The sequence below is a fragment of the Pseudomonas sp. 22085 genome, assembly GCF_052045815.1.
Taxonomy (GTDB): Bacteria; Pseudomonadota; Gammaproteobacteria; order Pseudomonadales; family Pseudomonadaceae; genus Aquipseudomonas; species Aquipseudomonas glycinae.
The window spans coordinates 59,332-80,278 of the sequence record NZ_JBQEQA010000008.1 but is presented as its reverse complement, the minus strand read 5'-3'; the positions used below and the strand labels follow the sequence as shown (position 1 = coordinate 80,278).

Annotated in this window: 20 protein-coding genes; 13 read left to right on the top strand and 7 right to left on the bottom strand. The window is 60.9% G+C overall.

The window, feature by feature from the left end; genetic code table 11:
• Positions 1-10: 10 nt before the first annotated feature.
• The 7 genes from ACTJK7_RS11885 to hisC all read left to right on the top strand — a co-directional run bounded on the left by ACTJK7_RS11885 (position 11) and on the right by hisC (position 5,875).
• The gene (locus ACTJK7_RS11885; RefSeq protein WP_064382525.1) at positions 11-661 is read left to right on the top strand and encodes an MlaC/ttg2D family ABC transporter substrate-binding protein; all 651 of its coding nucleotides are present in this window, start codon (positions 11-13) and stop codon (positions 659-661) included.
• A complete protein-coding gene (locus ACTJK7_RS11880; protein WP_064382524.1) occupies positions 658-963 on the top strand; it encodes an STAS domain-containing protein in 306 nt (101 codons plus the stop codon). Before ACTJK7_RS11885 ends, ACTJK7_RS11880 begins: the two co-directional genes overlap by 4 nt.
• A 115-nt stretch (positions 964-1,078) precedes the next feature.
• Positions 1,079-1,318, top strand: coding sequence for a BolA family protein (locus tag ACTJK7_RS11875; RefSeq protein ID WP_007953556.1), 240 nt, complete (start codon positions 1,079-1,081; stop codon positions 1,316-1,318).
• Between the two features lie 22 nt (positions 1,319-1,340).
• Positions 1,341-2,606, top strand: a complete 1,266-nt coding sequence (gene murA, locus ACTJK7_RS11870; RefSeq protein ID WP_064382523.1) for a UDP-N-acetylglucosamine 1-carboxyvinyltransferase — start codon at positions 1,341-1,343, stop codon at positions 2,604-2,606.
• Positions 2,607-2,733: 127 nt separating this feature from the next.
• Positions 2,734-3,369 (top strand): ATP phosphoribosyltransferase, encoded by a 636-nt coding sequence (hisG, locus tag ACTJK7_RS11865; RefSeq protein WP_007953554.1) that lies wholly within the window; start codon positions 2,734-2,736, stop codon positions 3,367-3,369.
• Between the two features lie 125 nt (positions 3,370-3,494).
• Positions 3,495-4,820 (top strand): histidinol dehydrogenase, encoded by a 1,326-nt coding sequence (gene hisD, locus ACTJK7_RS11860; RefSeq protein ID WP_108559608.1) that lies wholly within the window; start codon positions 3,495-3,497, stop codon positions 4,818-4,820.
• 2 nt (positions 4,821-4,822) lie between these two features.
• A complete protein-coding gene (gene hisC, locus ACTJK7_RS11855) occupies positions 4,823-5,875 on the top strand; it encodes a histidinol-phosphate transaminase (protein WP_108559610.1) in 1,053 nt (350 codons plus the stop codon).
• Positions 5,876-5,923: 48 nt separating this feature from the next.
• Here hisC and ACTJK7_RS11850 read toward each other — a convergent pair whose 3' ends face one another.
• The 3 genes from ACTJK7_RS11850 to algW all read right to left on the bottom strand — a co-directional run bounded on the left by ACTJK7_RS11850 (position 5,924) and on the right by algW (position 10,006).
• The gene (locus tag ACTJK7_RS11850) at positions 5,924-6,643 is read right to left on the bottom strand and encodes a DUF4198 domain-containing protein (protein WP_085654632.1); all 720 of its coding nucleotides are present in this window, start codon (positions 6,641-6,643) and stop codon (positions 5,924-5,926) included.
• Positions 6,644-6,655: 12 nt separating this feature from the next.
• Positions 6,656-8,761, bottom strand: a complete 2,106-nt coding sequence (locus tag ACTJK7_RS11845) for a TonB-dependent siderophore receptor (RefSeq protein ID WP_323150628.1) — start codon at positions 8,759-8,761, stop codon at positions 6,656-6,658.
• Positions 8,762-8,848: 87 nt separating this feature from the next.
• Positions 8,849-10,006, bottom strand: coding sequence for a Do family serine endopeptidase AlgW (gene algW, locus ACTJK7_RS11840; protein ID WP_011332484.1), 1,158 nt, complete (start codon positions 10,004-10,006; stop codon positions 8,849-8,851).
• A 103-nt stretch (positions 10,007-10,109) separates the two neighbouring features.
• Between algW and ACTJK7_RS11835 the strand changes: the two genes are divergently transcribed.
• The 3 genes from ACTJK7_RS11835 to cysN all read left to right on the top strand — a co-directional run bounded on the left by ACTJK7_RS11835 (position 10,110) and on the right by cysN (position 13,829).
• The gene (locus tag ACTJK7_RS11835) at positions 10,110-10,868 is read left to right on the top strand and encodes a Nif3-like dinuclear metal center hexameric protein (RefSeq protein ID WP_011332485.1); all 759 of its coding nucleotides are present in this window, start codon (positions 10,110-10,112) and stop codon (positions 10,866-10,868) included.
• 135 nt (positions 10,869-11,003) lie between these two features.
• The gene (gene cysD / locus ACTJK7_RS11830) at positions 11,004-11,921 is read left to right on the top strand and encodes a sulfate adenylyltransferase subunit CysD (RefSeq protein ID WP_007912374.1); all 918 of its coding nucleotides are present in this window, start codon (positions 11,004-11,006) and stop codon (positions 11,919-11,921) included.
• Positions 11,922-11,930: 9 nt separating this feature from the next.
• Positions 11,931-13,829, top strand: coding sequence for a sulfate adenylyltransferase subunit CysN (cysN, locus tag ACTJK7_RS11825; protein ID WP_236195812.1), 1,899 nt, complete (start codon positions 11,931-11,933; stop codon positions 13,827-13,829).
• A gap of 182 nt (positions 13,830-14,011) precedes the next feature.
• On the opposite strand, the gene ACTJK7_RS11820 is transcribed toward cysN, so the two are convergent.
• The 3 genes from ACTJK7_RS11820 to ACTJK7_RS11810 are packed head-to-tail and all read right to left on the bottom strand — an operon-like array spanning position 14,012 to position 17,417.
• On the bottom strand, positions 14,012-14,914 hold the full coding sequence (locus ACTJK7_RS11820; protein ID WP_108559616.1) for an acyltransferase: 903 nt from the start codon (positions 14,912-14,914) through the stop codon (positions 14,012-14,014).
• Positions 14,915-14,918: 4 nt separating this feature from the next.
• Positions 14,919-17,018, bottom strand: a complete 2,100-nt coding sequence (gene pta, locus ACTJK7_RS11815) for a phosphate acetyltransferase (protein ID WP_108559618.1) — start codon at positions 17,016-17,018, stop codon at positions 14,919-14,921.
• A 60-nt stretch (positions 17,019-17,078) separates the two neighbouring features.
• Positions 17,079-17,417: a DUF3565 domain-containing protein gene (locus ACTJK7_RS11810; protein ID WP_170928952.1), complete on the bottom strand. Its 339-nt coding sequence runs from the start codon at positions 17,415-17,417 to the stop codon at positions 17,079-17,081.
• Here ACTJK7_RS11810 and ACTJK7_RS11805 point away from each other — a divergent pair.
• From ACTJK7_RS11805 to ACTJK7_RS11795, 3 genes are all read left to right on the top strand, one after another.
• The gene (locus ACTJK7_RS11805) at positions 17,386-17,871 is read left to right on the top strand and encodes an FKBP-type peptidyl-prolyl cis-trans isomerase (RefSeq protein ID WP_011332490.1); all 486 of its coding nucleotides are present in this window, start codon (positions 17,386-17,388) and stop codon (positions 17,869-17,871) included. The two genes, ACTJK7_RS11810 and ACTJK7_RS11805, sit on opposite strands and share 32 nt — an antisense overlap.
• Positions 17,872-17,994: 123 nt before the next feature.
• Positions 17,995-18,477: a glutathione peroxidase gene (locus tag ACTJK7_RS11800; protein ID WP_007959082.1), complete on the top strand. Its 483-nt coding sequence runs from the start codon at positions 17,995-17,997 to the stop codon at positions 18,475-18,477.
• A 157-nt stretch (positions 18,478-18,634) separates the two neighbouring features.
• Positions 18,635-19,738, top strand: a complete 1,104-nt coding sequence (locus tag ACTJK7_RS11795; RefSeq protein ID WP_064600676.1) for an NADH:flavin oxidoreductase — start codon at positions 18,635-18,637, stop codon at positions 19,736-19,738.
• Here ACTJK7_RS11795 and ACTJK7_RS11790 read toward each other — a convergent pair.
• A complete protein-coding gene (locus tag ACTJK7_RS11790) occupies positions 19,707-20,927 on the bottom strand; it encodes a glycosyltransferase family 4 protein (protein WP_440780373.1) in 1,221 nt (406 codons plus the stop codon). The two genes, ACTJK7_RS11795 and ACTJK7_RS11790, sit on opposite strands and share 32 nt — an antisense overlap.
• Positions 20,928-20,947: the final 20 nt, after the last annotated feature.

Here is a 20,947-nt window from a genome sequence, read left to right as displayed (position 1 = left end):
GAGCTTTTGAATGATCTCTACCTTGCGACGTGGCCTGTTGGTGTTGCTTGCGACGCTGCCGCTGGTGGCTAACGCCGTGGCGGCACAGTCGGCGCACGATCTGGTTCAGGACACTACAAACCGGATGCTCGCCGATCTGTCGGCCAATAAAGAGAAGTACAAGCAGGATCCGCAGGATTTCTACACGGCGCTGAACACCATCGTCGGTCCTGTGGTAGATGCCGAAGGCATTTCCAAGAGCATCATGACGGTCAAGTATTCGCGCAAGGCAACTCCGGCGCAGATGAAGACCTTCGAGGAAAACTTCAAGCGCGGCCTGTTCCAGTTCTACGGCAACGCCTTGCTCGAGTACAACAACCAGGGCATCACCGTCGATGCGCCCAAGGATGAATCGGGCGACCGCACCAGCGTCGGCATGACCGTCAAAGGTAACAACGGCGCGATCTATCCTGTGCAGTACACCCTGGAAAAGATCAACGGCGAGTGGAAACTGCGCAACGTGATCATCAACGGCATCAACATCGGCAAGCTGTTCCGTGACCAGTTCGCCGACGCGATGCAGCGCAATGGCAACGACCTGGACAAGACCATCAACGGCTGGGCCGGGGAGGTCGCCAAGGCCAAGCAGTCGGCCGAGCAGAACGAGAAACCTGCCCAATGACCGAGTCGGCCATTCGTCTGGACGAAGCCAGTCAGCTGCAGCTCAGCGGTGTGCTGGATTACCGCACCGGCCCTGACCTGCGGGAGCAGGGCCGGGCGCTGATCAAATCGTGCAATGCCCCGGCATTGGTGATTGATTGCTCGGCGGTGGAGAAGTCCAGCAGTGTCGGTCTGTCGCTGCTGCTGTGCTTCATTCGCGACGCAAAGGCCGCCGGCAAGGCGGTCAGCATTCGCGGGATGCCCGAAGACATGCGCGAAATTGCTCAGGTCAGCGAACTGACCGAGCTGTTGGCGCAACCCTGAACCCGCATCAATAGAGAAGCCCCCCGTCAGAGTCCTGCGCAGCGGGGTTCGCAGGCGCGGGGCTTTTTTGTATGATGTCCGACCCGTGCGCACAGGGCGCCGATTGAGGTTGAGCATGCAGGCCGTAGAAGTGAAGAGCTTCCTTGAAGGAAAGCTGCCAGGAACGCAGGTGGAAGTTGAAGGCGAAGGCTGCAACTTCCAGCTGAACGTGATTAGTGATGAACTGGCGGCGTTGAGCCCGGTCAAGCGTCAGCAAAGCATCTATGCCCATTTGAACCCTTGGATTGCCGATGGCAGCATCCACGCGGTCACTATGAAATTTTTCAGCAGCGCGGCCTGGGCCGAGCGCACCTGAGCCCTAGGGCGTCGAGATTCTTATGGATAAATTGATTATTACCGGTGGCGCTCGTCTTGATGGCGAGATCCGCATCTCCGGGGCGAAGAACTCCGCCCTGCCGATCCTGGCCGCCACCCTGCTGTGCGATGGCCCGGTGACTGTTGGCAACCTGCCGCACCTGCATGACATCACCACCATGATCGAGCTGTTCGGTCGCATGGGCATCGAGCCTGTGATCGACGAGAAGCTCAGCGTCGAAATCGACCCGCGCACCATCAAGACCTTGATCGCCCCGTACGAACTGGTGAAAACCATGCGTGCCTCGATCCTGGTGCTGGGCCCGATGGTTGCGCGTTTCGGTGAAGCCGAAGTCGCTCTGCCTGGTGGTTGCGCCATCGGTTCGCGTCCGGTCGACCTGCACATCCGTGGCCTGGAAGCCATGGGCGCGGTCATCGACGTCGAAGGTGGCTACATCAAGGCCAAGGCCCCTGAAGGTGGTCTGCGCGGTGCGCACTTCTTCTTCGATACCGTCAGCGTGACCGGTACCGAGAACATCATGATGGCTGCCGCTCTGGCCAAGGGCCGCAGCGTGTTGCAGAACGCCGCCCGCGAGCCTGAAGTGGTCGACCTGGCGAACTTCCTCAACGCCATGGGCGCCAAGGTCTCCGGTGCTGGCACCGACACCATCACCATCGACGGCGTCGAGCGTCTGGGTTCGACTTTCTACAAAGTCATGCCTGACCGTATCGAGACCGGCACCTATCTGGTAGCCGCTGCGGTCACCGGTGGCCGTGTGAAGGTCAAGGACACCGATCCGACCATTCTCGAAGCGGTTCTGGAAAAGCTGCGTGAAGCCGGCGCCGAAATCACCAGCGGCGAAGACTGGATCGAGCTGAACATGCACGGCAAGCGTCCGAAAGCAGTCAACGTGCGCACCGCGCCGTACCCGGCATTCCCGACCGACATGCAGGCGCAATTCATCTCGCTCAACGCCATTGCCGAAGGCACCGGTGCCGTGATCGAGACGATCTTCGAAAACCGTTTCATGCACGTGTACGAACTGCACCGCATGGGCGCCAAGATCCAGGTCGAAGGCAACACTGCCATCGTGACCGGTACTGAAATCCTCAAGGGCGCGCCAGTGATGGCAACCGACCTGCGGGCCTCGGCCAGTCTGGTGATCTCGGCCCTGATGGCCGAAGGCGATACCCTGATCGACCGCATCTACCACATCGACCGTGGTTACGAGTGCATCGAGGAAAAACTGCAGATGCTGGGCGCCAGGATCCGTCGCGTTCCGGGCTAGTCGCTGCATCTGGACACAGGGAAGTGTCCGTTGAATTCGTTTTGATCGGGGGGGGTGACTCCCTCGATGTATGTCCGGCGCCAATTGCGACCGGACATGAGTACCTTGATAAGGACTGACGTTTCCCATGTTGACCATCGCACTGTCCAAGGGCCGCATCCTTGACGACACCCTGCCGCTTCTCGCCGAAGCGGGCATCGTGCCGACCGAGAATCCGGACAAGAGCCGCAAGCTGATCATCCCCACGACCCAGGAAGACGTTCGCCTGTTGATCGTGCGGGCCACCGACGTGCCGACCTATGTCGAGCATGGCGCGGCCGACCTCGGCGTTGCCGGTAAAGACGTGCTGATGGAATACACCGGCCAGGGCCTGTACGAGCCGCTGGATCTGCAGATTGCCCAGTGCAAGCTGATGACCGCCGGCAAGGTCGGCGCGGTCGAGCCCAAGGGCCGCCTGCGCGTCGCCACCAAATTCGTCAATGTCGCCAAGCGTTACTACGCCGAGCAGGGCCGTCAGGTCGACATCATCAAGCTCTATGGCTCGATGGAGCTGGCGCCACTGATCGGCCTGGCCGACAAGATCATCGACGTGGTCGACACCGGCAACACCCTGCGCGCCAACGGCCTGGAACCCCAGGAACTGATCGCCACGATCAGCTCGCGTCTGGTGGTCAATAAAGCTTCGATGAAAATGCAACACGCCCGAATCCAGGCGTTGATCGACACCCTGCGCAAGGCAGTGGAGTCTCGACACCGCGGCTGATGTACCTGCGCGACGTTAAGTCGCGCCCGTCTATCCGCCTCATAGCCAGAATCTCAGGTGCCCAAGCGGAAACGACTGCTAAGTTAGGGCGCCTGAGTTTTTGCCATTCCTATGAGGCTCTCGCTATGACCGCACCGACTGCAATTCGCCGACTCAACGCTGCTGACCCGGATTTCGCGCATCATCTGGATCATCTGCTGAGCTGGGAAAGTGTGTCTGACGACTCGGTCAATCAGCGGGTGCTGGACATCATCAAGGCTGTGCGCGAGCGCGGTGACGCGGCGCTGGTCGAGTTCACCCAGAAATTCGACGGCCTCGAAGTCGCTTCGATGGCGGACCTGATCCTGCCGCGCGAGCGTCTGGAGCTGGCCCTGACCCGCATCACTGTCCCACAACGCGAAGCGCTGGAAAAAGCCGCCGCCCGCGTGCGCAGCTATCACGAAAAACAGAAGCAGGACTCCTGGAGCTACACCGAAGCCGACGGCACCGTGCTGGGTCAGAAGGTCACGCCACTGGATCGCGCCGGTCTGTATGTTCCAGGCGGCAAGGCGTCTTACCCGTCTTCTGTATTGATGAACGCGATTCCGGCCAAGGTCGCTGGCGTGACCGAAGTGGTCATGGTAGTGCCGACTCCGCGTGGCGAGGTCAACGAACTGGTGCTGGCGGCGGCGTGCATCGCCGGCGTCGACCGGGTGTTCACCATCGGTGGTGCACAAGCCGTTGCCGCATTGGCCTATGGCACCGAGAGCGTGCCGCAGGTAGACAAGGTCGTTGGTCCGGGCAACATCTATGTCGCCACTGCCAAGCGTCACGTGTTCGGTCAGGTCGGCATCGACATGATTGCCGGCCCGTCTGAAATCCTTGTGGTGTGCGATGGCCAGACCGATCCGGACTGGATCGCCATGGACCTGTTCTCCCAGGCCGAGCACGACGAAGATGCCCAGGCGATTCTGGTCAGCCCGGACGCCGAGTTTCTCGACAAGGTCGCCGCGAGCATCGACAAACTGCTGCCGACCATGGATCGCGCGACCATCATCGAAACCTCGATCAACGGCCGTGGCGCCCTTATTCACGTGCGGGACATGGCCCAGGCCATCGAAGTCGCCAACCGCATCGCCCCGGAACACCTTGAACTGTCGGTCGCCGACCCGCAGGCCTGGCTGCCGCAGATCCGCCACGCCGGTGCGATCTTCATGGGCCGCCACACCTCCGAGGCGCTGGGCGACTACTGCGCAGGCCCGAACCACGTACTGCCGACCTCCGGCACCGCGCGTTTCTCCTCGCCGCTGGGCGTGTATGACTTCCAGAAACGTTCGTCGATCATCTTCTGCTCCGAGGCCGGTGCTTCCGAGCTGGGCAAGACTGCATCGATCCTGGCCCGTGGCGAATCGCTGAGCGCCCACGCGCGCAGCGCCGAATACCGCATCAAAGACGACGTGAAGGGGAACTGAACATGAGTAAATTCTGGAGCCCGTTCGTCAAGAATCTGGTGCCTTACGTGCCGGGCGAGCAGCCGAAGTTGACCCGTCTGGTCAAACTCAACACCAACGAAAACCCGTACGGCCCGTCGCCAAAAGCCCTGGCGGCGATGCAAGCCGAACTCAACGACAACCTGCGTCTGTATCCGGATCCGAACAGCGACCTGCTGAAAAACGCCGTCGCCAAGTACTACGGCGTACAGAGCAATCAAGTGTTCCTCGGCAACGGTTCGGACGAAGTGCTGGCGCACATCTTCCACGGTCTGCTGCAACACAATCAGCCGATCCTGTTCCCGGACATCAGCTACAGCTTCTATCCGGTCTACTGCGGCCTGTACGGCATCAAATTCGACGCGGTGCCGCTGGATGCGAAGTTCCAGATCAACCCGGCGGACTATGCCAAGCCGAACGGCGGGATCATCTTCCCCAACCCGAACGCACCGACCGGTTGCCTGCTGGCGCTGGAAGCGGTCGAGCAGATTCTCAAGGCCAGCCCGGATTCGGTGGTGGTGGTCGACGAGGCCTATATCGACTTCGGCGGAGAAACTGCGATCAGCCTGGTGGACCGTTATCCGAACCTGCTGGTGACCCAGACCCTGTCCAAGTCCCGTTCGCTGGCGGGCCTGCGGGTCGGTCTGGCGGTCGGCCATCCGGACCTGATCGAGGCGCTGGAGCGGATCAAGAACAGCTTCAATTCCTACCCGATCGATCGCATGGCGAATGTCGGTGCGGCGGCGGCGTTCGAGGATCGCGAATACTTCGACAAGACCTGCGCACTGGTCATCGAGAGTCGCGAATGGGTGGTTGCGCAGTTGCAGGCCAAGGGCTTTGAAGTGCTGCCGTCAGCGGCGAACTTCATCTTCGCCCGGCATCCGCAACACGATGCGGCGGGGCTGGCAGCCAAACTGCGTGAACAGGGCGTGATCGTGCGCCACTTCAAGCAGGAGCGGATTGCCCAGTTCCTGCGGATCTCGATCGGCACGCCGGAACAGAATCAGGCGTTGATCGACGGTCTGGGCGAACTCTGAAACGACGCTGATCCCTGTGGGTTTCGTCCCACAGGGATCAGCGTTGGTTCATTCGTGATGCGGTTCGCCCAGGAACGTCAACGAACTGAACAACCCCCGACTGCTCACCTCTGCATTGTCCTTCACCGGCACCTCCACCTGCGCCGCAATCACATTCAATCCCTCGTTACGCACCAGCACCTGAGCGCGGCCGTCCTTATCGGTTTCAGTGCTCAAGGTATTCGGCGCGCTGCGGTAGTCACCGATCAACTTCACGCCCGCTGCCGGTTTGCCATCCAGCAACACCCGCACCGGCAATGATTTCCCTGGGCCGACGGTCAGCGGATCGACCTCTGGCAGGATCAGCAATTTGATCTGATTGAGTTTGGGCAGCTTCGCTCCCGGCTGATAAATCGCCAGGCTGTACTTGAGGGTCTCGGTCGACTCGATGGCGCCCGGTACCTTGCTGCGTCCCTCATTGATCCATTTCTTGTCGGCGGTTTGCGACCACATGCCGTTGTTCAGGGCCACGGCCATCACCGCCGGCGGTTTCAACGGTTGCAGTCGCGCATGATCGGTCAGGCGTTGCACGTTGACCGGGATCATCTTGCCGCTGACGTCATATGCCCATGCACCGCTGATTTTCTGCGCTTTGAAAGCGTTGTCTTCTGCGCCGTGGCCGTAGATCACTTCGATATTGCCGCGTCGTTGTTCGGTCCACAGACCATGCGCTGATGCTTGGCCAGCGAACAGCGCAGCGATGATCAATAAGAGTTTGCCGTAATGCATGGTGACGTCCTTTTACAGGTTGAATGTCAGGCTGACCGTGAAATTGCGCGGCTCGCCGGGGTTGACCCAGTAGCTGCTGTACGAGCGCTCGTAGTACTTTTCGTCGAACAGGTTGTTCAGGTTCAGGCCGAGAGTGACGGTGTCGCTGGCCTTGTAATGGGCCAGCAGGTCGACGGTGTGATAGGCCGGCAGCTCGAAATCGCTGCCGGACTCACCTGAGCGGTCACCGACGTAAGTGAACGCCGCGCCGATATCCGAGCCGCGCAAGCGACCGTCCTGAAACTCGTAGACACCCAGCACGCTGCCGCTGCGTTTGGCGACCCCGAGGATGCGGCTACCGGCGGGGATCGCGGCATCCCCCTTGGTCACTTCGGCGTCGATCCAGGCGAAAGCGCCGATCACCCTGACGGCGTCGGTGACTTGCCCGGTGACCTGCAGATCGAAACCCCGGCTGCGGGCCTTGCCCATGGCGCGGCTGGTATCGGTGCCCGGGTCGAGGGCGAGGACGTTTTCCTTGTCGATATGGAAGAAGGCGAGGGTGCTGCTTAAACGTTCGTCGAACAGCTCGTTCTTGATCCCGATTTCGTAACCCACGCCTTCTTCCGGATCGAAGGATTTGCCAGCCGCATCGAGGCCGTTGTTCGGTTTGAATGAGGTCGAGGCGTTGGCGAACAGGCCGGTGTCCGGTGTCAGTTGATAGAGCAGGCCGGCACGTTGGGTGAGCGCGTCGTGGGTCTGGCGGCTGGTGGTGTTGCGGCTGTGGTCATCGATGGTTTGCTCGAAGTGCTCGAATCGCGCCCCGATCATCCCGCGCAGTTTTTCGCTGAAGACGATTTGATCCTGCAGGTTCAGCGCATGGCTTTCGACGTGTTCGAAGAAGTCTGTACCGGAGCGTGCGCCGTTGGGTTTGGGTTGGCCGTACACCGGGTTATAGATATCGATGGCGTAAGGCCCGCCGGCGATGGTGGTGACGCGCTCGTTCTTGCGGAAGTTCTCGTACTCGCTGCCGATCAGCAGTTCGTGCTGCCAGGTGCCGAGGTCGAACAGGCCGCGCAGTTCCAGTTGGGTGATGCTGTCGTGCCAGTTGGTATCGCGTTCGCGATAGCGGCGGTTGACGGTGTGGCCATCGGCATTCAAGGGACGGTTTTCGGAGGCGAAACCCCAGAGTTTGCCCTCCTTGTAATGGCTGGCCAGGCGCAGTTTCCAGGCATCGTTGAGGTGGTGCTCAAGCGTGGCTTGCAGTCTGTTGTTGTGGTTGTCGATGTTGCCGTCGTTCGGCTCACCCAGGAATGTCGAGCGCGAGACGCCGCTCCATTTATTGTTAGGTGCAACGATGCCGCGGTCGAAGGTCGAGCTATGACGCACGAATTCGCTCTCCACCAGCAGGCTGGTGTCCGGGTTCAACTGCCAACTGAGAGAGGGGGCAACGAATACACGTTTACTGTCGACGTGGTCGCGAAAGCTGTTGTTGTCCTCGACCGCGAGATTGATTCGCGACAGCACATCGCCCTGATCATCCAGCGGCGTGTTGACGTCCAGCGCGGTGCGATAGCGATCCCGACTGCCGGCGCTGGTTTGCAGGGTGGTGAAGGCCGCTGGCTGCGGTTTTTTGGTGACGATGTTTACCGTGCCGCCCGGATCACCTCGGCCATACAGGCTGGCGGCCGGTCCTTTTAGCACTTCGATGCGCTCGATGTTGGCGGCGTCCGGTGTGCTCGGATAACCACGGTTGGCGCTGAAGCCGTCCTGGTAAAACTCAGAGGTGGTGAAGCCGCGCACGCTGTATTCGTAAAGCGTCAGGCCGCCGAAGTTGTTTTGCTTCGACACGCCACCGGCGAAATCCAGCGCGCGTTCTACGCTGGTGCTGCCCAAATCCTTGAGCACGCTGGCGGGCACCACGCTGATGGCCTGCGGAATATCGCGGATCGCGGTGTCGGTTTTGGTGGCGCTGGACGAGCGGGTAGCGCGATAGCCTTTGACCGGGCCGGCAGGGGATTCGTAATCGGAGATGACGCTGATGGCGTCGAGTTCAAGCGTTTGCGGTTCATCTGCAAACGCGGGATCGCCCAGCAGGCCCAGGGTCAGGCCGAGGAGGGAGGCCTTTTTTCGAGACGACATGTTATGTTGTTCCAATGTGCTAATTGAAACAATATAACATGCCTGTTGAGAATGTCTGTTATTCGCGTCAGTGACGCGAACAAAGTCTTACTCTTCTTTTTCCTTCACAGGCGCCGGCGGTGGACGCAGACCGATTTCAGCGGTCAGCTTCAACTCCTTGCCGTTGCGCATCACCTGAATCGTGACCTTGTCGGTCGGCTTGATCCGCGCCACCTGGTTCATCGACTTGCGGCCATCACCGGCCGGTTCGCCGTCGATGCTGAGAATCACGTCACCCAGTTGCAGGCCGGCCTTCTGGGCCGGGCCATCGCGGAAAATCCCCGCCACTACAATTCCCGGACGCCCGGACAGGCCAAACGACTCGGCCAGTTCCTGGGTCAGCGGTTGCACTTCAATGCCCAGCCAGCCGCGAATCACCTGGCCGTGTTCGATGATCGACTTCATCACTTCCATCGCCAGTTTCACCGGGATCGCAAAACCGATCCCTTGTGAACCCCCGGACTTGGAGAAAATCGCAGTGTTGATGCCAGTCAGGTTGCCGTTGGCGTCGACCAGCGCACCACCGGAGTTGCCCGGGTTGATCGCCGCGTCGGTCTGGATGAAGTCTTCGTAGTTGTTCAGGCCCAGCTGGTTACGGCCGGTGGCGCTGATGATGCCCATGGTCACGGTCTGGCCGACCCCGAACGGGTTGCCGATCGCCAGTGCGACGTCGCCAATGCGGATATTGTCGGAGCGTCCGACGGTGATCGCCGGCAGGTTCTTCAGGTCGATCTTCAGGACGGCGAGGTCGGTTTCCGGATCGCTGCCGATCACTCGGGCCAGGGTTTCGCGACCGTCCTTGAGCGCCACGACGATCTGGTCGGCGCCGCTGGTGACGTGGTTGTTGGTCAGGATGTAGCCTTCCGGGCTCATGATCACGCCGGAGCCGAGGCTTGATTCCATGCGCTTCTGCTTCGGCGAATTGTCACCGAAGAAGCGGCGGAACTGCGGATCCTCGAACAGCGGATGGCTCGGCTTGTTGATGACTTTGGTGGTGTAGAGGTTGACCACCGACGGCGCAGCGATGGTCACCGCGTCCGCGTAGGACACTGGCCCCTGCTGCACGCTGGTGGTCTGCGGGGCCTGTTGCAGGTTGACGTCGAGGCTCGGAAGCCCGACCCACTGCGGGTAACGCTGAATAATCAACAGAGCGATAAGCACACCGGCCAACAGCGGCCAGCCGAAAAAACGCAGCGCCTTGAGCATTAAGCACGTCCTGGAAAAGTTGCAGGCGGGGGCAGACCGCCCATAATGTCGCGCATTATACGAGGCCGCGCGCGCCTCTGAACGGGATATTTAGGAGTCTTTCATGGCCGTCGCCCTGAGCACCCTGGTCGAAGAAGCCGACCGTTACCTTGGCAGTGCGAAAATTGCCGATTATTGCCCCAACGGCCTGCAGGTCGAGGGCCGTCCGCAGGTGATGCGCATCGTCAGCGGCGTCACCGCCAGCCAGGCGTTGCTCGATGCCGCCGTCGAGGCCGAAGCCGATCTGGTGCTGGTGCATCACGGCTATTTCTGGAAGGGCGAAAACCCGTGCATCACCGGCATGAAGCAGCGCCGTCTGAAGACGCTGCTCAAGCACGATATCAGTCTGCTCGGTTATCACCTGCCGCTGGATCTGCACCCGGACGTCGGCAATAACGTGCAGTTGGCCCGTCAGTTGGACATCACTGTCGAAGGGCCGCTGGATCCGGACAATCTGAAAATCGTCGGTCTGGTCGGTTCGCTGAGCGAGCCGATGACCCCGCGCGACTTCGCACGCAAAGTGCAGGAAGTCATGGGCCGCGAGCCGCTGCTGGTCGAAGGCAGCGCGATGATCCGTCGAGTCGGCTGGTGTACCGGCGGCGGCCAGGGTTACATCGACAATGCGATCGCGGCCGGCGTCGATCTGTTCCTCAGCGGTGAGGCTTCCGAGCAGACATTCCACAGCGCCCGGGAAAACGACATCAGCTTCATTGCCGCCGGCCATCACGCCACCGAACGCTATGGCGTGCAGGCGCTGGGTGACTATCTGGCGAAACGCTTTGCTCTGGAACACATCTTTATCGACTGCCCGAATCCGATCTGAGCGCCCGAACGGGCAGGCATATTCATATACCCTTTCGATCTAGTCGGCGTCCTGATTAGAAGAGGTCGCTGTGCTAGGATTCCCCGCTCGAACACGGCCCGCTGGCCGTTCATAAGAAAGCTTTCGTGAGTAGCCATGGTCGACAAACTGACGCATCTGAAACAGCTGGAGGCGGAAAGCATCCACATCATCCGCGAGGTGGCCGCCGAGTTCGACAACCCGGTGATGCTGTACTCCATCGGTAAAGACTCCGCCGTGATGCTGCATCTGGCACGCAAGGCGTTCTTCCCGGGCAAACTGCCGTTTCCGGTGATGCACGTCGACACCCGCTGGAAATTCCAGGAAATGTACAAGTTCCGCGACAAGATGGTCGAAGAGCTTGGCCTGGACCTCATCACTCACATCAACCCCGACGGCGTGGCGCAGAACATCAACCCGTTCACCCACGGCAGCGCCAAGCACACCGACATCATGAAGACCGAGGGCCTGAAGCAGGCACTCGACAAACATGGTTTCGACGCAGCCTTCGGCGGTGCCCGTCGCGATGAAGAGAAGTCCCGCGCCAAGGAGCGCGTCTACTCGTTCCGCGACAGCAAACACCGCTGGGACCCGAAGAACCAGCGCCCGGAGCTGTGGAACGTCTACAACGGCAAGGTCAACAAGGGCGAATCCATTCGTGTGTTCCCGCTGTCGAACTGGACCGAGCTGGACATCTGGCAGTACATCTACCTCGAAGGCATCCCGATCGTACCGCTGTACTTCGCGGCAGAGCGCGAAGTGATCGAGAAGAACGGCACGCTGATCATGATCGACGACGAGCGCATCCTCGAGCACCTGTCCGACGAGGACAAGGCGCGCATCGTCAAAAAGAAAGTGCGTTTCCGTACCCTTGGCTGCTACCCGTTGACGGGCGCGGTGGAGTCCGAGGCCGAAAGCCTGACGGACATCATTCAGGAAATGCTCCTGACGCGAACTTCCGAGCGCCAGGGCCGGGTCATCGACCACGATGGCGCAGGCTCGATGGAAGACAAGAAACGTCAGGGTTATTTCTAAGGGGTTGTCATGTCGCACGCATCTGATTTGATCAGCGAGGACATCCTCGCCTACCTGGGCCAGCACGAACGTAAAGAGCTGCTGCGCTTTTTGACCTGCGGTAACGTCGATGACGGCAAGAGCACCCTGATCGGGCGCCTGCTGCACGACTCGAAGATGATCTACGAAGATCACCTGGAAGCCATCACCCGCGATTCGAAGAAAGTCGGCACCACCGGTGACGACATCGACCTGGCATTGCTGGTCGACGGCCTGCAGGCCGAGCGCGAGCAGGGCATCACCATCGATGTCGCCTACCGCTATTTCTCTACCGCCAAGCGCAAATTCATCATCGCCGACACCCCCGGCCATGAGCAGTACACCCGCAACATGGCCACCGGTGCGTCCACCTGTGACCTGGCGATCATCCTGGTCGACGCCCGTTACGGCGTGCAGACCCAGACCCGTCGCCACAGCTTCATTGCCTCGTTGCTGGGCATCAAGCACATCGTCGTCGCCATCAACAAGATGGACCTCAAGGGCTTCGATCAGGGCGTGTTCGAGTCGATCAAGGCCGACTACCTGAAGTTCGCCGAAGGCTTGAAGATGAAGCCGACGAGCATGCACTTCGTGCCGATGTCCGCTCTCAAGGGCGACAACGTGGTGAACAAGTCCGAGCGCTCGCCGTGGTACACCGGCCAGTCGCTGATGGAAATCCTCGAGACCGTGGAAGTGGCGGGTGACCGCAACTTCACCGATCTGCGTTTCCCGGTGCAGTACGTCAACCGTCCGAACCTGAACTTCCGCGGTTTCGCCGGCACTTTGGCCAGCGGCATCGTCAAGAAGGGCGACGAAGTCGTGGTCCTGCCGTCGGGCAAGAGCAGCCGCGTGAAATCCATCGTCACCTTCGAGGGCGAACTGGAACACGCAGGTCCTGGCCAAGCGGTAACGCTGACCATGGAAGACGAGATCGACATCTCCCGTGGCGACCTGCTGGTCCACGCCGACAATGTTCCGCCGGTCACCGACAGCTTCGAAGCGATGCTGGTGTGGATGGCTGAAGAGCCGATGCTGCCGGGCAAGAAATACGACATCAAGCGCGCTACCAGTTACGTGCCGGGCTCCATCGCCAGCATCGTCAACAAGGTCGACGTCAACACCCTCGAAGAAGGCCCGGCGAGCGCGTTGCAGCTCAACGAAATCGGCAAGGTGAAGATCGCGCTCGACGCGCCGATCGCCCTCGACGGTTACGACAGCAATCGCACCACCGGCGCGTTCATCGTCATCGACCGTTTGACCAACGGCACCGTCGGCGCCGGCATGATCGTCGCCCAGCCGGTGACTCACGGTACGGCCACGCACCACGGCAAACTGGCCCACGTAGCGACCGAAGAACGCGCCCAGCGTTTCGGCCAGCAACCGGCCACCGTGCTGTTCAGCGGCCTGTCCGGCGCGGGCAAGAGCACGCTGGCCTATGCCGTCGAGCGCAAGCTGTTCGATATGGGCCGTGCGGTGTTCGTGCTGGATGGTCAGAACCTGCGTCATGACCTCAACAAAGGTCTGCCGCAGGATCGCGCCGGTCGCACCGAGAACTGGCGTCGTGCCGCGCATGTGGCGCGTCAGTTCAACGAAGCGGGTCTGTTGACGCTTGCTGCGTTTGTGGCGCCGAGTGCCGAAGGTCGTGAGCAGGCGAAGGATCTGATTGGCAGGGAGCGTCTGCTGACGGTTTATGTCCAGGCCTCGCCGACTGTCTGCGCCGAGCGTGATCCGCAAGGTCTGTACGCTGCCGGTGGCGATAACATTCCGGGTGAGTCGTTCCCGTATGACGTACCGCTGGATGCTGATCTGGTGATCGATACCCAATCGTTGTCGCTGGATGAAAGCGTCAAGCAAGTGCTGGATCTGCTGCGCAAGCGTGGCGCGATTTAAGCGTCAGCTGAAAGAAGAAAACCCGCAGACAAGTGATTGTCTGCGGGTTTTTTGTTGCCTTTGAGATTGCTATCGCTGGCAAGCCAGCTCCCACAGGGTTCCTGCCTTACACAATATTTGTGTGCGCTGAAAATCACTGTGGGAGCGGGCTTGCCCGCGATGAGGGTATTACAGACACCTGATTACTTCGTTGGATACTCGCGGTGCATCTGTTCCAGCAACGCATCCTTGTCCTGCCACAGCTGATTGATCCAGCCCTGGAATTGCAGGCGGTACTCGCCGTCCTGGTCGTAGTTCCTGCCGATGAACTGCGGCGGGATCTTCAGCTCTTCAAAGTGCACCACTACGTCTCGGACGTTGCCGCACAGCAGGTCCCAGAAGCCAGGGCGTCCGCCTGGGTAGTGAATGGTCACGTTGACGATCGATTCCAGCTGTTCGCCCATCGCATCCAGTACGAATGCGATGCCGCCGGCCTTGGGCTTGAGCAGGTGTTTGAACGGAGATTGCTGCTGCGCGTGTTTGCCTTCGGTAAAGCGTGTGCCCTCGACGAAGTTGAAGATGCCCACCGGGTTGTCGCGGAATTTCGCGCAGGTCTTGCGGGTGGTTTCGAGGTCTTTGCCTTTCTTTTCCGGGTGCTTCTCCAGATAGGCTTTCGAATAGCGCTTCATGAACGGGAAGCCGAGTGTCCACCACGCGAGGCCGATGACTGGGACCCAGATCAGTTCCTGCTTGAGAAAGAACTTCAGCGGCTGAATGCGTCGGTTGAGCACGTATTGCAGCACCAGAATATCGACCCAGCTCTGGTGGTTGCTGGTGATCAGGTACGAGTGTTGATAGTCCAGGCCTTGCAGACCGCTGAGGTGCCAGCGGGTGCGGCGGACCAGGTTCATCCAGCCTTTGTTGTTGCTGATCCAGGCTTCGTGGGTGTGGCTCATCAGCCAGCGCGAAGCGCGGCGTGCGAGGTCGAACGGCAGCACTTTGATCATCGCCACGAGAAACAGGAACGAGCACAGCAGGATCGTGTTCAGCGCCAGCAGCAGCGCGGCGATCACGCCGCGCAGGGTGGCAGGGAGAAAAGCCAGCATCGGGTCAGATATCCAGAGGTCGGTTGGCAGCCTGAATCGCGGTCAGGGCGATGGTGTAGACGATGTCGTCGACCTGCGCGCCGCGCGGCAGATCGTTCACCGGTTTGCGCAGGCCTTGCAGCATCGGGCCGAGGCTGACGCAATCGGCGCTGCGCTGCACGGCTTTGTGGGTGGTGTTGCCGGTGTTCAGGTCGGGGAACACGAACACCGTGGCGCGACCGGCCACCTGGCTGTTCGGCGCCAGTTGTCGGGCCACGGATTCGTTGGCGGCGGCGTCGTACTGCAACGGGCCGTCGATCAGCAAAGAGTGCTGTTGTTCGTGGGCGAGCAGGGTGGCTTCGCGGACCTTTTCGACTTCCTCGCCGGTGGCCGATTCGCCGCTGGAGTAGCTGATCATCGCCACGCGCGGGGTGATGCCGAACGCGGCGGCCGAGTCGGCGCTTTGCAGGGCGATTTCGGCCAGTTCGCTGGCGCTCGGGTGCGGGTTCATCACGCAGTCGCCGTAGACCAGCACTTCCTCGGGGAACAGCATGAAGAACACCGACGACACCAGCGTGCAGCCCGGCGCGGTCTTGATCAGTTGAAGCGCCGGGCGAATGGTGTTGGCGGTGGTGTTGATGATGCCGGAGACCAGTCCGTCGACCTCATCCAGCGCCAGCATCATGGTGCCGATCACCACGGTGTCTTCCAGTTGTTGCTCGGCCATCGGCGCATTGAGGCTTTTGCTCTTGCGCAGGGCGACCATCGGTTCGACGTAGCGCTCGCGGATCAGATCCGGATCGAGGATTTCCAGCCCCGGCGGCAGCGTGATGCCCTGGGCACGGGCGACGGCTTCGACGTCCACCGGTTTGGCCAGCAGCACGCAACGGGCAATCCCGCGTTCCTGACAGATCGCCGCCGCTTGCACGGTGAGCGGTTCGCTGCCTTCGGGCAGGACGATGCGTTTGTTGGCCGCCTGGGCACGTTGAATCAATTGATAGCGGAACACCGCCGGCGACAGGCGCATTTCCCGTGGCGTGCCACAGCGCTGGTGCAGCCAGTTGGCATCGAGGTGACTGGCGACGAAATCGGTGATGATCTCCGCACGTTCGCGGTCATCGACCGGGATTTCCTTGTTCAGGCCGTTGAGCAGGTTGGCCGTGTCGTAGGAGCCGGTGCTCACCGACAACACCGGCAAACCGGCCTGCAAAGCACCACGGCACAAGTCCATGATGCGTGGGTCGGGCAGGGTGTCGCTGGTCAGCAGCAGGCCGGCCAGCGGCACACCGTTGATGGCTGCGAGGCTGACCGCGAGGATGATGTCGTCGCGATCGCCGGGGGTCACCACCAGTACGCCGGGCTTGAGCAGATCGACGGTGTTGCGCATGGTGCGCGCGCAAATGATGGTCTTGGTCATGCGCCGGGTTTCGTAGTCGCCGGCGTTGAGCACCTGGGCGCCCATCAGGTCGGCGACGTCGCGGGTGCGCGGGGCGTTGAGTTCGGGCTGGAACGGAATGCAGCCGAGCAGACGGAAATCACCGCTGCGCAGCAAGGGCGAATGCTCTTTCAGGCGCGCGGCGAAGGCGTCCATGCTCTCGTCGGTCTTGACCTTGTTGAGGATCACGCCGAGGACTTTCGGGTCTTTCGGCCCGCCGAACAACTGCGCCTGCAACTCGACGCGGCCCGACAGCTCGGTCAGCACTTCGTTTTCCGGGGCCGAGACCAGAATCACCTCGGCATCCAGGCTCTTGGCCAGGTGCAGGTTGACCCGCGCGGCGTAGCTGGCGCTGCGGGTCGGCACCATGCCTTCGACGACCAGCACGTCTTTGCCGATGGCAGCCTGCTGGTAGAGGGTGATGATTTCTTCGAGCAACTCGTCGAGCTGACCGTCACCGAGCATCCGCTCGACGTGGGCCAGGCCCAGTGGCTGCGGCGGTTTCAGGCCGTGGGTGCGGGCCACCAGTTCGGTGGAACGCTCAGGGCCGGTGTCGCCCGGATGCGGCTGGGCAATCGGTTTGAAGAAGCCGACTTTCAGCCCGGCCCGCTCCAGCGTACGCACCAGCCCGAGGCTGATGGAGGTCAGACCCACACCAAAGTCGGTGGGCGCGATAAAAAAAGTTTGCATGCGGATTCTCTAAGGGTGCATGGCAATGGCGATCGTCTCTGTGTGCCGATCTGCCGCAATTCAGTCGCCAAGGTTATCGCTAACCGAGCCTTGTGCGCACCAACCGCAAGCAAAGGGTTGGCCTATTTTTTCAATACGTTGCGCGGCGTCCAGGACCCAGGCCCGGGACTGCCACGGCGGCAGGTGGCGCAGGTGCTGGGTGTGGCCGCAGGACAGCTCGGCGACCCAGTGGCCGTCCTCGTCCTGATGGAATCCGGTGACGGTCACGGGCGCCAATCGATCCCGTCTGTCCGGGTTCTGTTCGCTTTCGGGCAAATCCTTGTTTAGACTTGTCCGTTCTTCATTCTTATGCAAAAGGTCTCGCCCCATGCTGATCGCCGCCAATAAGGCTGTCTCCATCGACTATACCCTGACCAACGACGCTGGTGAGGTCATCGACAGCTCCGCCGGCGGCGCTCCGCTGGTCTACCTGCATGGCGCAGGCAACATCATCCCGGGCCTGGAAAAAGCCCTGGAAGGTAAAGAAGTCGGCAACGATCTGGAAGTTTCCGTCGAGCCGGAAGATGCCTACGGCGAATACGCCGCTGAACTGGTCAGCACCCTGAGCCGCAGCATGTTCGAAGGCGTTGACGAGCTGGAAGTCGGCATGCAGTTCCACGCTTCGGCGCCGGACGGCCAGATGCAGATCGTCACCATTCGTGACCTGGACGGCGACGACGTCACTGTCGACGGCAACCATCCGCTGGCCGGTCAGCGCCTGAACTTCAAAGTGAAGGTCGTTGCCATCCGTGACGCCAGCCAGGAAGAAATCGCTCATGGTCACGTCCATGGCGAAGGTGGCCATCACCACTGATTTTCTGCGCTAAGCTTTCGAGTACTGGAGAGGCGCCCGAGGGCGCCTTTTTAGTCCGCGGCTGTCCTTGGTGGTCTCGCCAAGTGGCTGTTTCGAGTAGAACACGGGAATCTGGAGTTCGTCATGAGTGCTTTTCACGACCTTAAGTTGACAGCCCTGGATGGTCAGGAGCTACCGCTGGCACCCTTCAAGGGCCAAGTCGTGCTGGTGGTCAACGTCGCCTCCAAATGCGGCTTGACCCCACAGTACGCGGCGCTGGAAAACCTTTATCAGCAATACAAAGGCAAAGGCTTCAGTGTGCTGGGCCTGCCGTGCAACCAGTTTGCCGGCCAGGAACCGGGCAGTGAGCAGGAGATCCAGGAATTCTGCAGCCTCAACTATGGCGTGAGTTTTCCGTTGTCGAAAAAGCTCGAAGTCAATGGCCACGACCGTCATCAGCTGTACCGTCTGCTGGCGGGCGAGGGCGCGGAGTTTCCCGGTGACATCACCTGGAATTTCGAGAAATTCCTGCTCGGCAAGGACGGTCGGGTACTGGCCCGATTCTCGCCGCGCACGGCGCCGGATGATCCTTCGGTGATTACGGCGATTGAAAAAGCCCTGAGCTGAAACACCAAAATCGCAGCCCTCGCGCTGCGATTTTTTTCGCCTGCCTTTTGACCCTTAATCATTCAGATCAATAGTGCTATCGGTTGATTGGAACTCCGCATATTATCGTCGTCATATGAATCGCATGCCCGTCGATCAATTTTTCGTGGAGCCTCCCATGCCCGTGCAAGCCCTGTTCAAACCGTTCCAGCTCGGTGCCCTCGAACTGCCGACCCGCGTGGTCATGGCGCCGATGACCCGTTCGTTTTCCCCGGGTGGCGTACCCAATTCCAAAGTGATCGAGTACTACCGTCGTCGCGCGGCGGCCGGTGTCGGCCTGATCATCACCGAAGGCACCACCGTCGGCCACCAGGCTTCCAACGGTTACCCGAACGTGCCGCACTTCTACGGTGAAGCCGCGCTGGCCGGCTGGAAGAAAGTCGTGGATGCGGTGCACGCCGAAGGCGGCAAGATCGTTCCGCAACTGTGGCACGTCGGCAATGTGCGTCGTCTGGGCACCGAGCCGGATGCGAGCGTGCCGGGTTACGGCCCGTCGGAAAAACTCAAGGACGGTCAGGTCGTGGTGCACGGCATGACCAAACAGGACATCCAGGATGTAATCGCCGCGTTCGCTCAAGCCGCCAAAGATGCCCAAAGCATCGGCATGGACGGCGTGGAAATCCACGGCGCCCACGGTTACCTGATCGACCAGTTCTTCTGGGAAGGCAGCAACCAGCGCACTGACGAATACGGTGGCAGCCTGGCCAACCGTTCACGTTTCGCCATCGAGCTGATCCAGGCCGTACGCGCGGCTGTTGGCGAAGGCTTCCCGATCATCTTCCGTTTCTCGCAGTGGAAACAGCAGGACTACACCGCGCGTCTGGTGCAAACCGCCGAAGCCCTGGGCGAGTTCCTCAAGCCGTTGTCCGACGCCGGCGTGGACATTTTCCACTGCTCGACGCGGCGTTTCTGGGAGCCGGAGTTCGACGGTTCCGACCTGAACCTGGCTGGCTGGACACGCAAACTGACCGGCAAACCGACCATCACCGTCGGTAGCGTCGGCCTCGATGGTGAGTTCCTGCAGTTCATGGTCAACACTGACAAAGTCGCGCAACCGGCCAGTCTGGAAAAACTGCTGGAGCGTCTGAACAACGACGAATTCGATCTGGTGGCGGTGGGGCGTGCGCTGCTGGTCGATCCGGACTGGGCGCAGAAAGTGCGCGAAGGTCGCGAGCAGGACATTCTGCCGTTCAGCCGTGAGGCGTTGATGACGCTGGTTTGATCGACGTGGGCGGCTTGTCGCGCAGGTCGCGGCAAGCCCCCAGCAAATGGTTTTCAAATTGTTCGACGATGGCTGCCCAGCCCTGACGGCTGGCGTGTTGGCGCGCGTTCAGGCGCACGCAGCGCAACCTTTCGTTTTCTTCCAGCAGCCACGCCGCTGCCTCGCAGAACGCCTCTTCATCCCCGGGCATCGCCAGCACGCCGTTGTAGCCATGGCGAATATGCTGGGCCGCCGCAGCCTGATCGTAAGCCACCACCCCGAGGCCCGAGGCCAGCGCTTCCAGCACGACGTTGCCGAAGGTTTCGGTCAGGCTCGGAAACAAAAACACATCCCCCGAGGCATAGTGCGCCGCCAGCGCTTCGCCACGTTGCGAGCCGCCGAAAATTGCCTCGGGCAGTTCATTTTCCAGTGCCATTCGTTGTGGTCCGTCGCCGACCACGATCAGCTTCAGCTTTAGCTGTGGATAAGTGCTGGCCAGTTTCTCGAAGCTGCGCTTGAGCAGGCCGAGGTTCTTCTCCGGCGCCAGGCGTCCTACGTGAATGACCGCAATGTCCTGCTCGCCGAGACCCCATTGCTCACGCAAGGCATTCAGGCGTTTGGCCGGGTGAAACAACTGGCTGTCTACGCCCCGGGACATTAGCGACAGGCGTTCGAAGTGCCGACGCTCCAGTTCCAGGCGCTGGCTGACGCTCGGCACCAGCGTTAGCGCCGAACGGTTGTGAAACCAGCGCAGGTAATGGGTGAGCAAACGGGTCAGCAATCCCAGCCCGTATTGGTGGGTGTATTGCTGGAAGTTGGTGTGAAAACCGCTGACCACCGCAATCCCCAGACGCCGTGCCGCGCGCAATGCCGACAGCCCGAGCGGACCTTCGGTGGCGATATAGAGCACATCCGGGCGCTGGCGGGTCCAGCGCCGCAACAGTTTGTGCATCGACGACTGACCCCATTGCAACCCCGGATAACCCGGCAACGGCCAGCCCCGGCACAGCAGCAACGAGTCGTCTTCAGTGCGCTGCGGGTCGTCAGCCTGACGCGGTCGCACCAGTTCCACCCGATGCCCGCGTGCGCGCAAACCGTCGCACAAACGGCCAAGGGTATTGGCCACGCCGTTGATTTCCGGTGGGAAGGTTTCGCTGATGAGGGTGATATGTAGAGCTGTCGTCATGGCCTCAGTGTCGGCTGAGGCCATGTCGTGGTTGTGACGTTCGG

Excerpts from the sequence above, each read along its gene's own strand:
- ACTJK7_RS11885 (WP_064382525.1), top strand. The coding sequence starts at position 11 with ATGATCTCTACCTTGCGACGTGGCCTGTTGGTGTTGCTTGCGACGCTG.
- ACTJK7_RS11880 (WP_064382524.1), top strand. The coding sequence starts at position 658 with ATGACCGAGTCGGCCATTCGTCTGGACGAAGCCAGTCAGCTGCAGCTC.
- ACTJK7_RS11875 (WP_007953556.1), top strand. The coding sequence starts at position 1,079 with ATGCAGGCCGTAGAAGTGAAGAGCTTCCTTGAAGGAAAGCTGCCAGGA.
- murA (WP_064382523.1), top strand. The coding sequence starts at position 1,341 with ATGGATAAATTGATTATTACCGGTGGCGCTCGTCTTGATGGCGAGATC.
- hisG (WP_007953554.1), top strand. The coding sequence starts at position 2,734 with ATGTTGACCATCGCACTGTCCAAGGGCCGCATCCTTGACGACACCCTG.
- hisD (WP_108559608.1), top strand. The coding sequence starts at position 3,495 with ATGACCGCACCGACTGCAATTCGCCGACTCAACGCTGCTGACCCGGAT.
- hisC (WP_108559610.1), top strand. The coding sequence starts at position 4,823 with ATGAGTAAATTCTGGAGCCCGTTCGTCAAGAATCTGGTGCCTTACGTG.
- ACTJK7_RS11850 (WP_085654632.1), bottom strand. The coding sequence starts at position 6,643 with ATGCATTACGGCAAACTCTTATTGATCATCGCTGCGCTGTTCGCTGGC.
- ACTJK7_RS11845 (WP_323150628.1), bottom strand. The coding sequence starts at position 8,761 with ATGTCGTCTCGAAAAAAGGCCTCCCTCCTCGGCCTGACCCTGGGCCTG.
- algW (WP_011332484.1), bottom strand. The coding sequence starts at position 10,006 with ATGCTCAAGGCGCTGCGTTTTTTCGGCTGGCCGCTGTTGGCCGGTGTG.
- ACTJK7_RS11835 (WP_011332485.1), top strand. The coding sequence starts at position 10,110 with ATGGCCGTCGCCCTGAGCACCCTGGTCGAAGAAGCCGACCGTTACCTT.
- cysD (WP_007912374.1), top strand. The coding sequence starts at position 11,004 with ATGGTCGACAAACTGACGCATCTGAAACAGCTGGAGGCGGAAAGCATC.
- cysN (WP_236195812.1), top strand. The coding sequence starts at position 11,931 with ATGTCGCACGCATCTGATTTGATCAGCGAGGACATCCTCGCCTACCTG.
- ACTJK7_RS11820 (WP_108559616.1), bottom strand. The coding sequence starts at position 14,914 with ATGCTGGCTTTTCTCCCTGCCACCCTGCGCGGCGTGATCGCCGCGCTG.
- pta (WP_108559618.1), bottom strand. The coding sequence starts at position 17,018 with ATGCAAACTTTTTTTATCGCGCCCACCGACTTTGGTGTGGGTCTGACC.
- ACTJK7_RS11805 (WP_011332490.1), top strand. The coding sequence starts at position 17,386 with ATGCTGATCGCCGCCAATAAGGCTGTCTCCATCGACTATACCCTGACC.
- ACTJK7_RS11810 (WP_170928952.1), bottom strand. The coding sequence starts at position 17,417 with ATGGAGACAGCCTTATTGGCGGCGATCAGCATGGGGCGAGACCTTTTG.
- ACTJK7_RS11800 (WP_007959082.1), top strand. The coding sequence starts at position 17,995 with ATGAGTGCTTTTCACGACCTTAAGTTGACAGCCCTGGATGGTCAGGAG.
- ACTJK7_RS11795 (WP_064600676.1), top strand. The coding sequence starts at position 18,635 with ATGCCCGTGCAAGCCCTGTTCAAACCGTTCCAGCTCGGTGCCCTCGAA.
- ACTJK7_RS11790 (WP_440780373.1), bottom strand. The coding sequence starts at position 20,927 with ATGGCCTCAGCCGACACTGAGGCCATGACGACAGCTCTACATATCACC.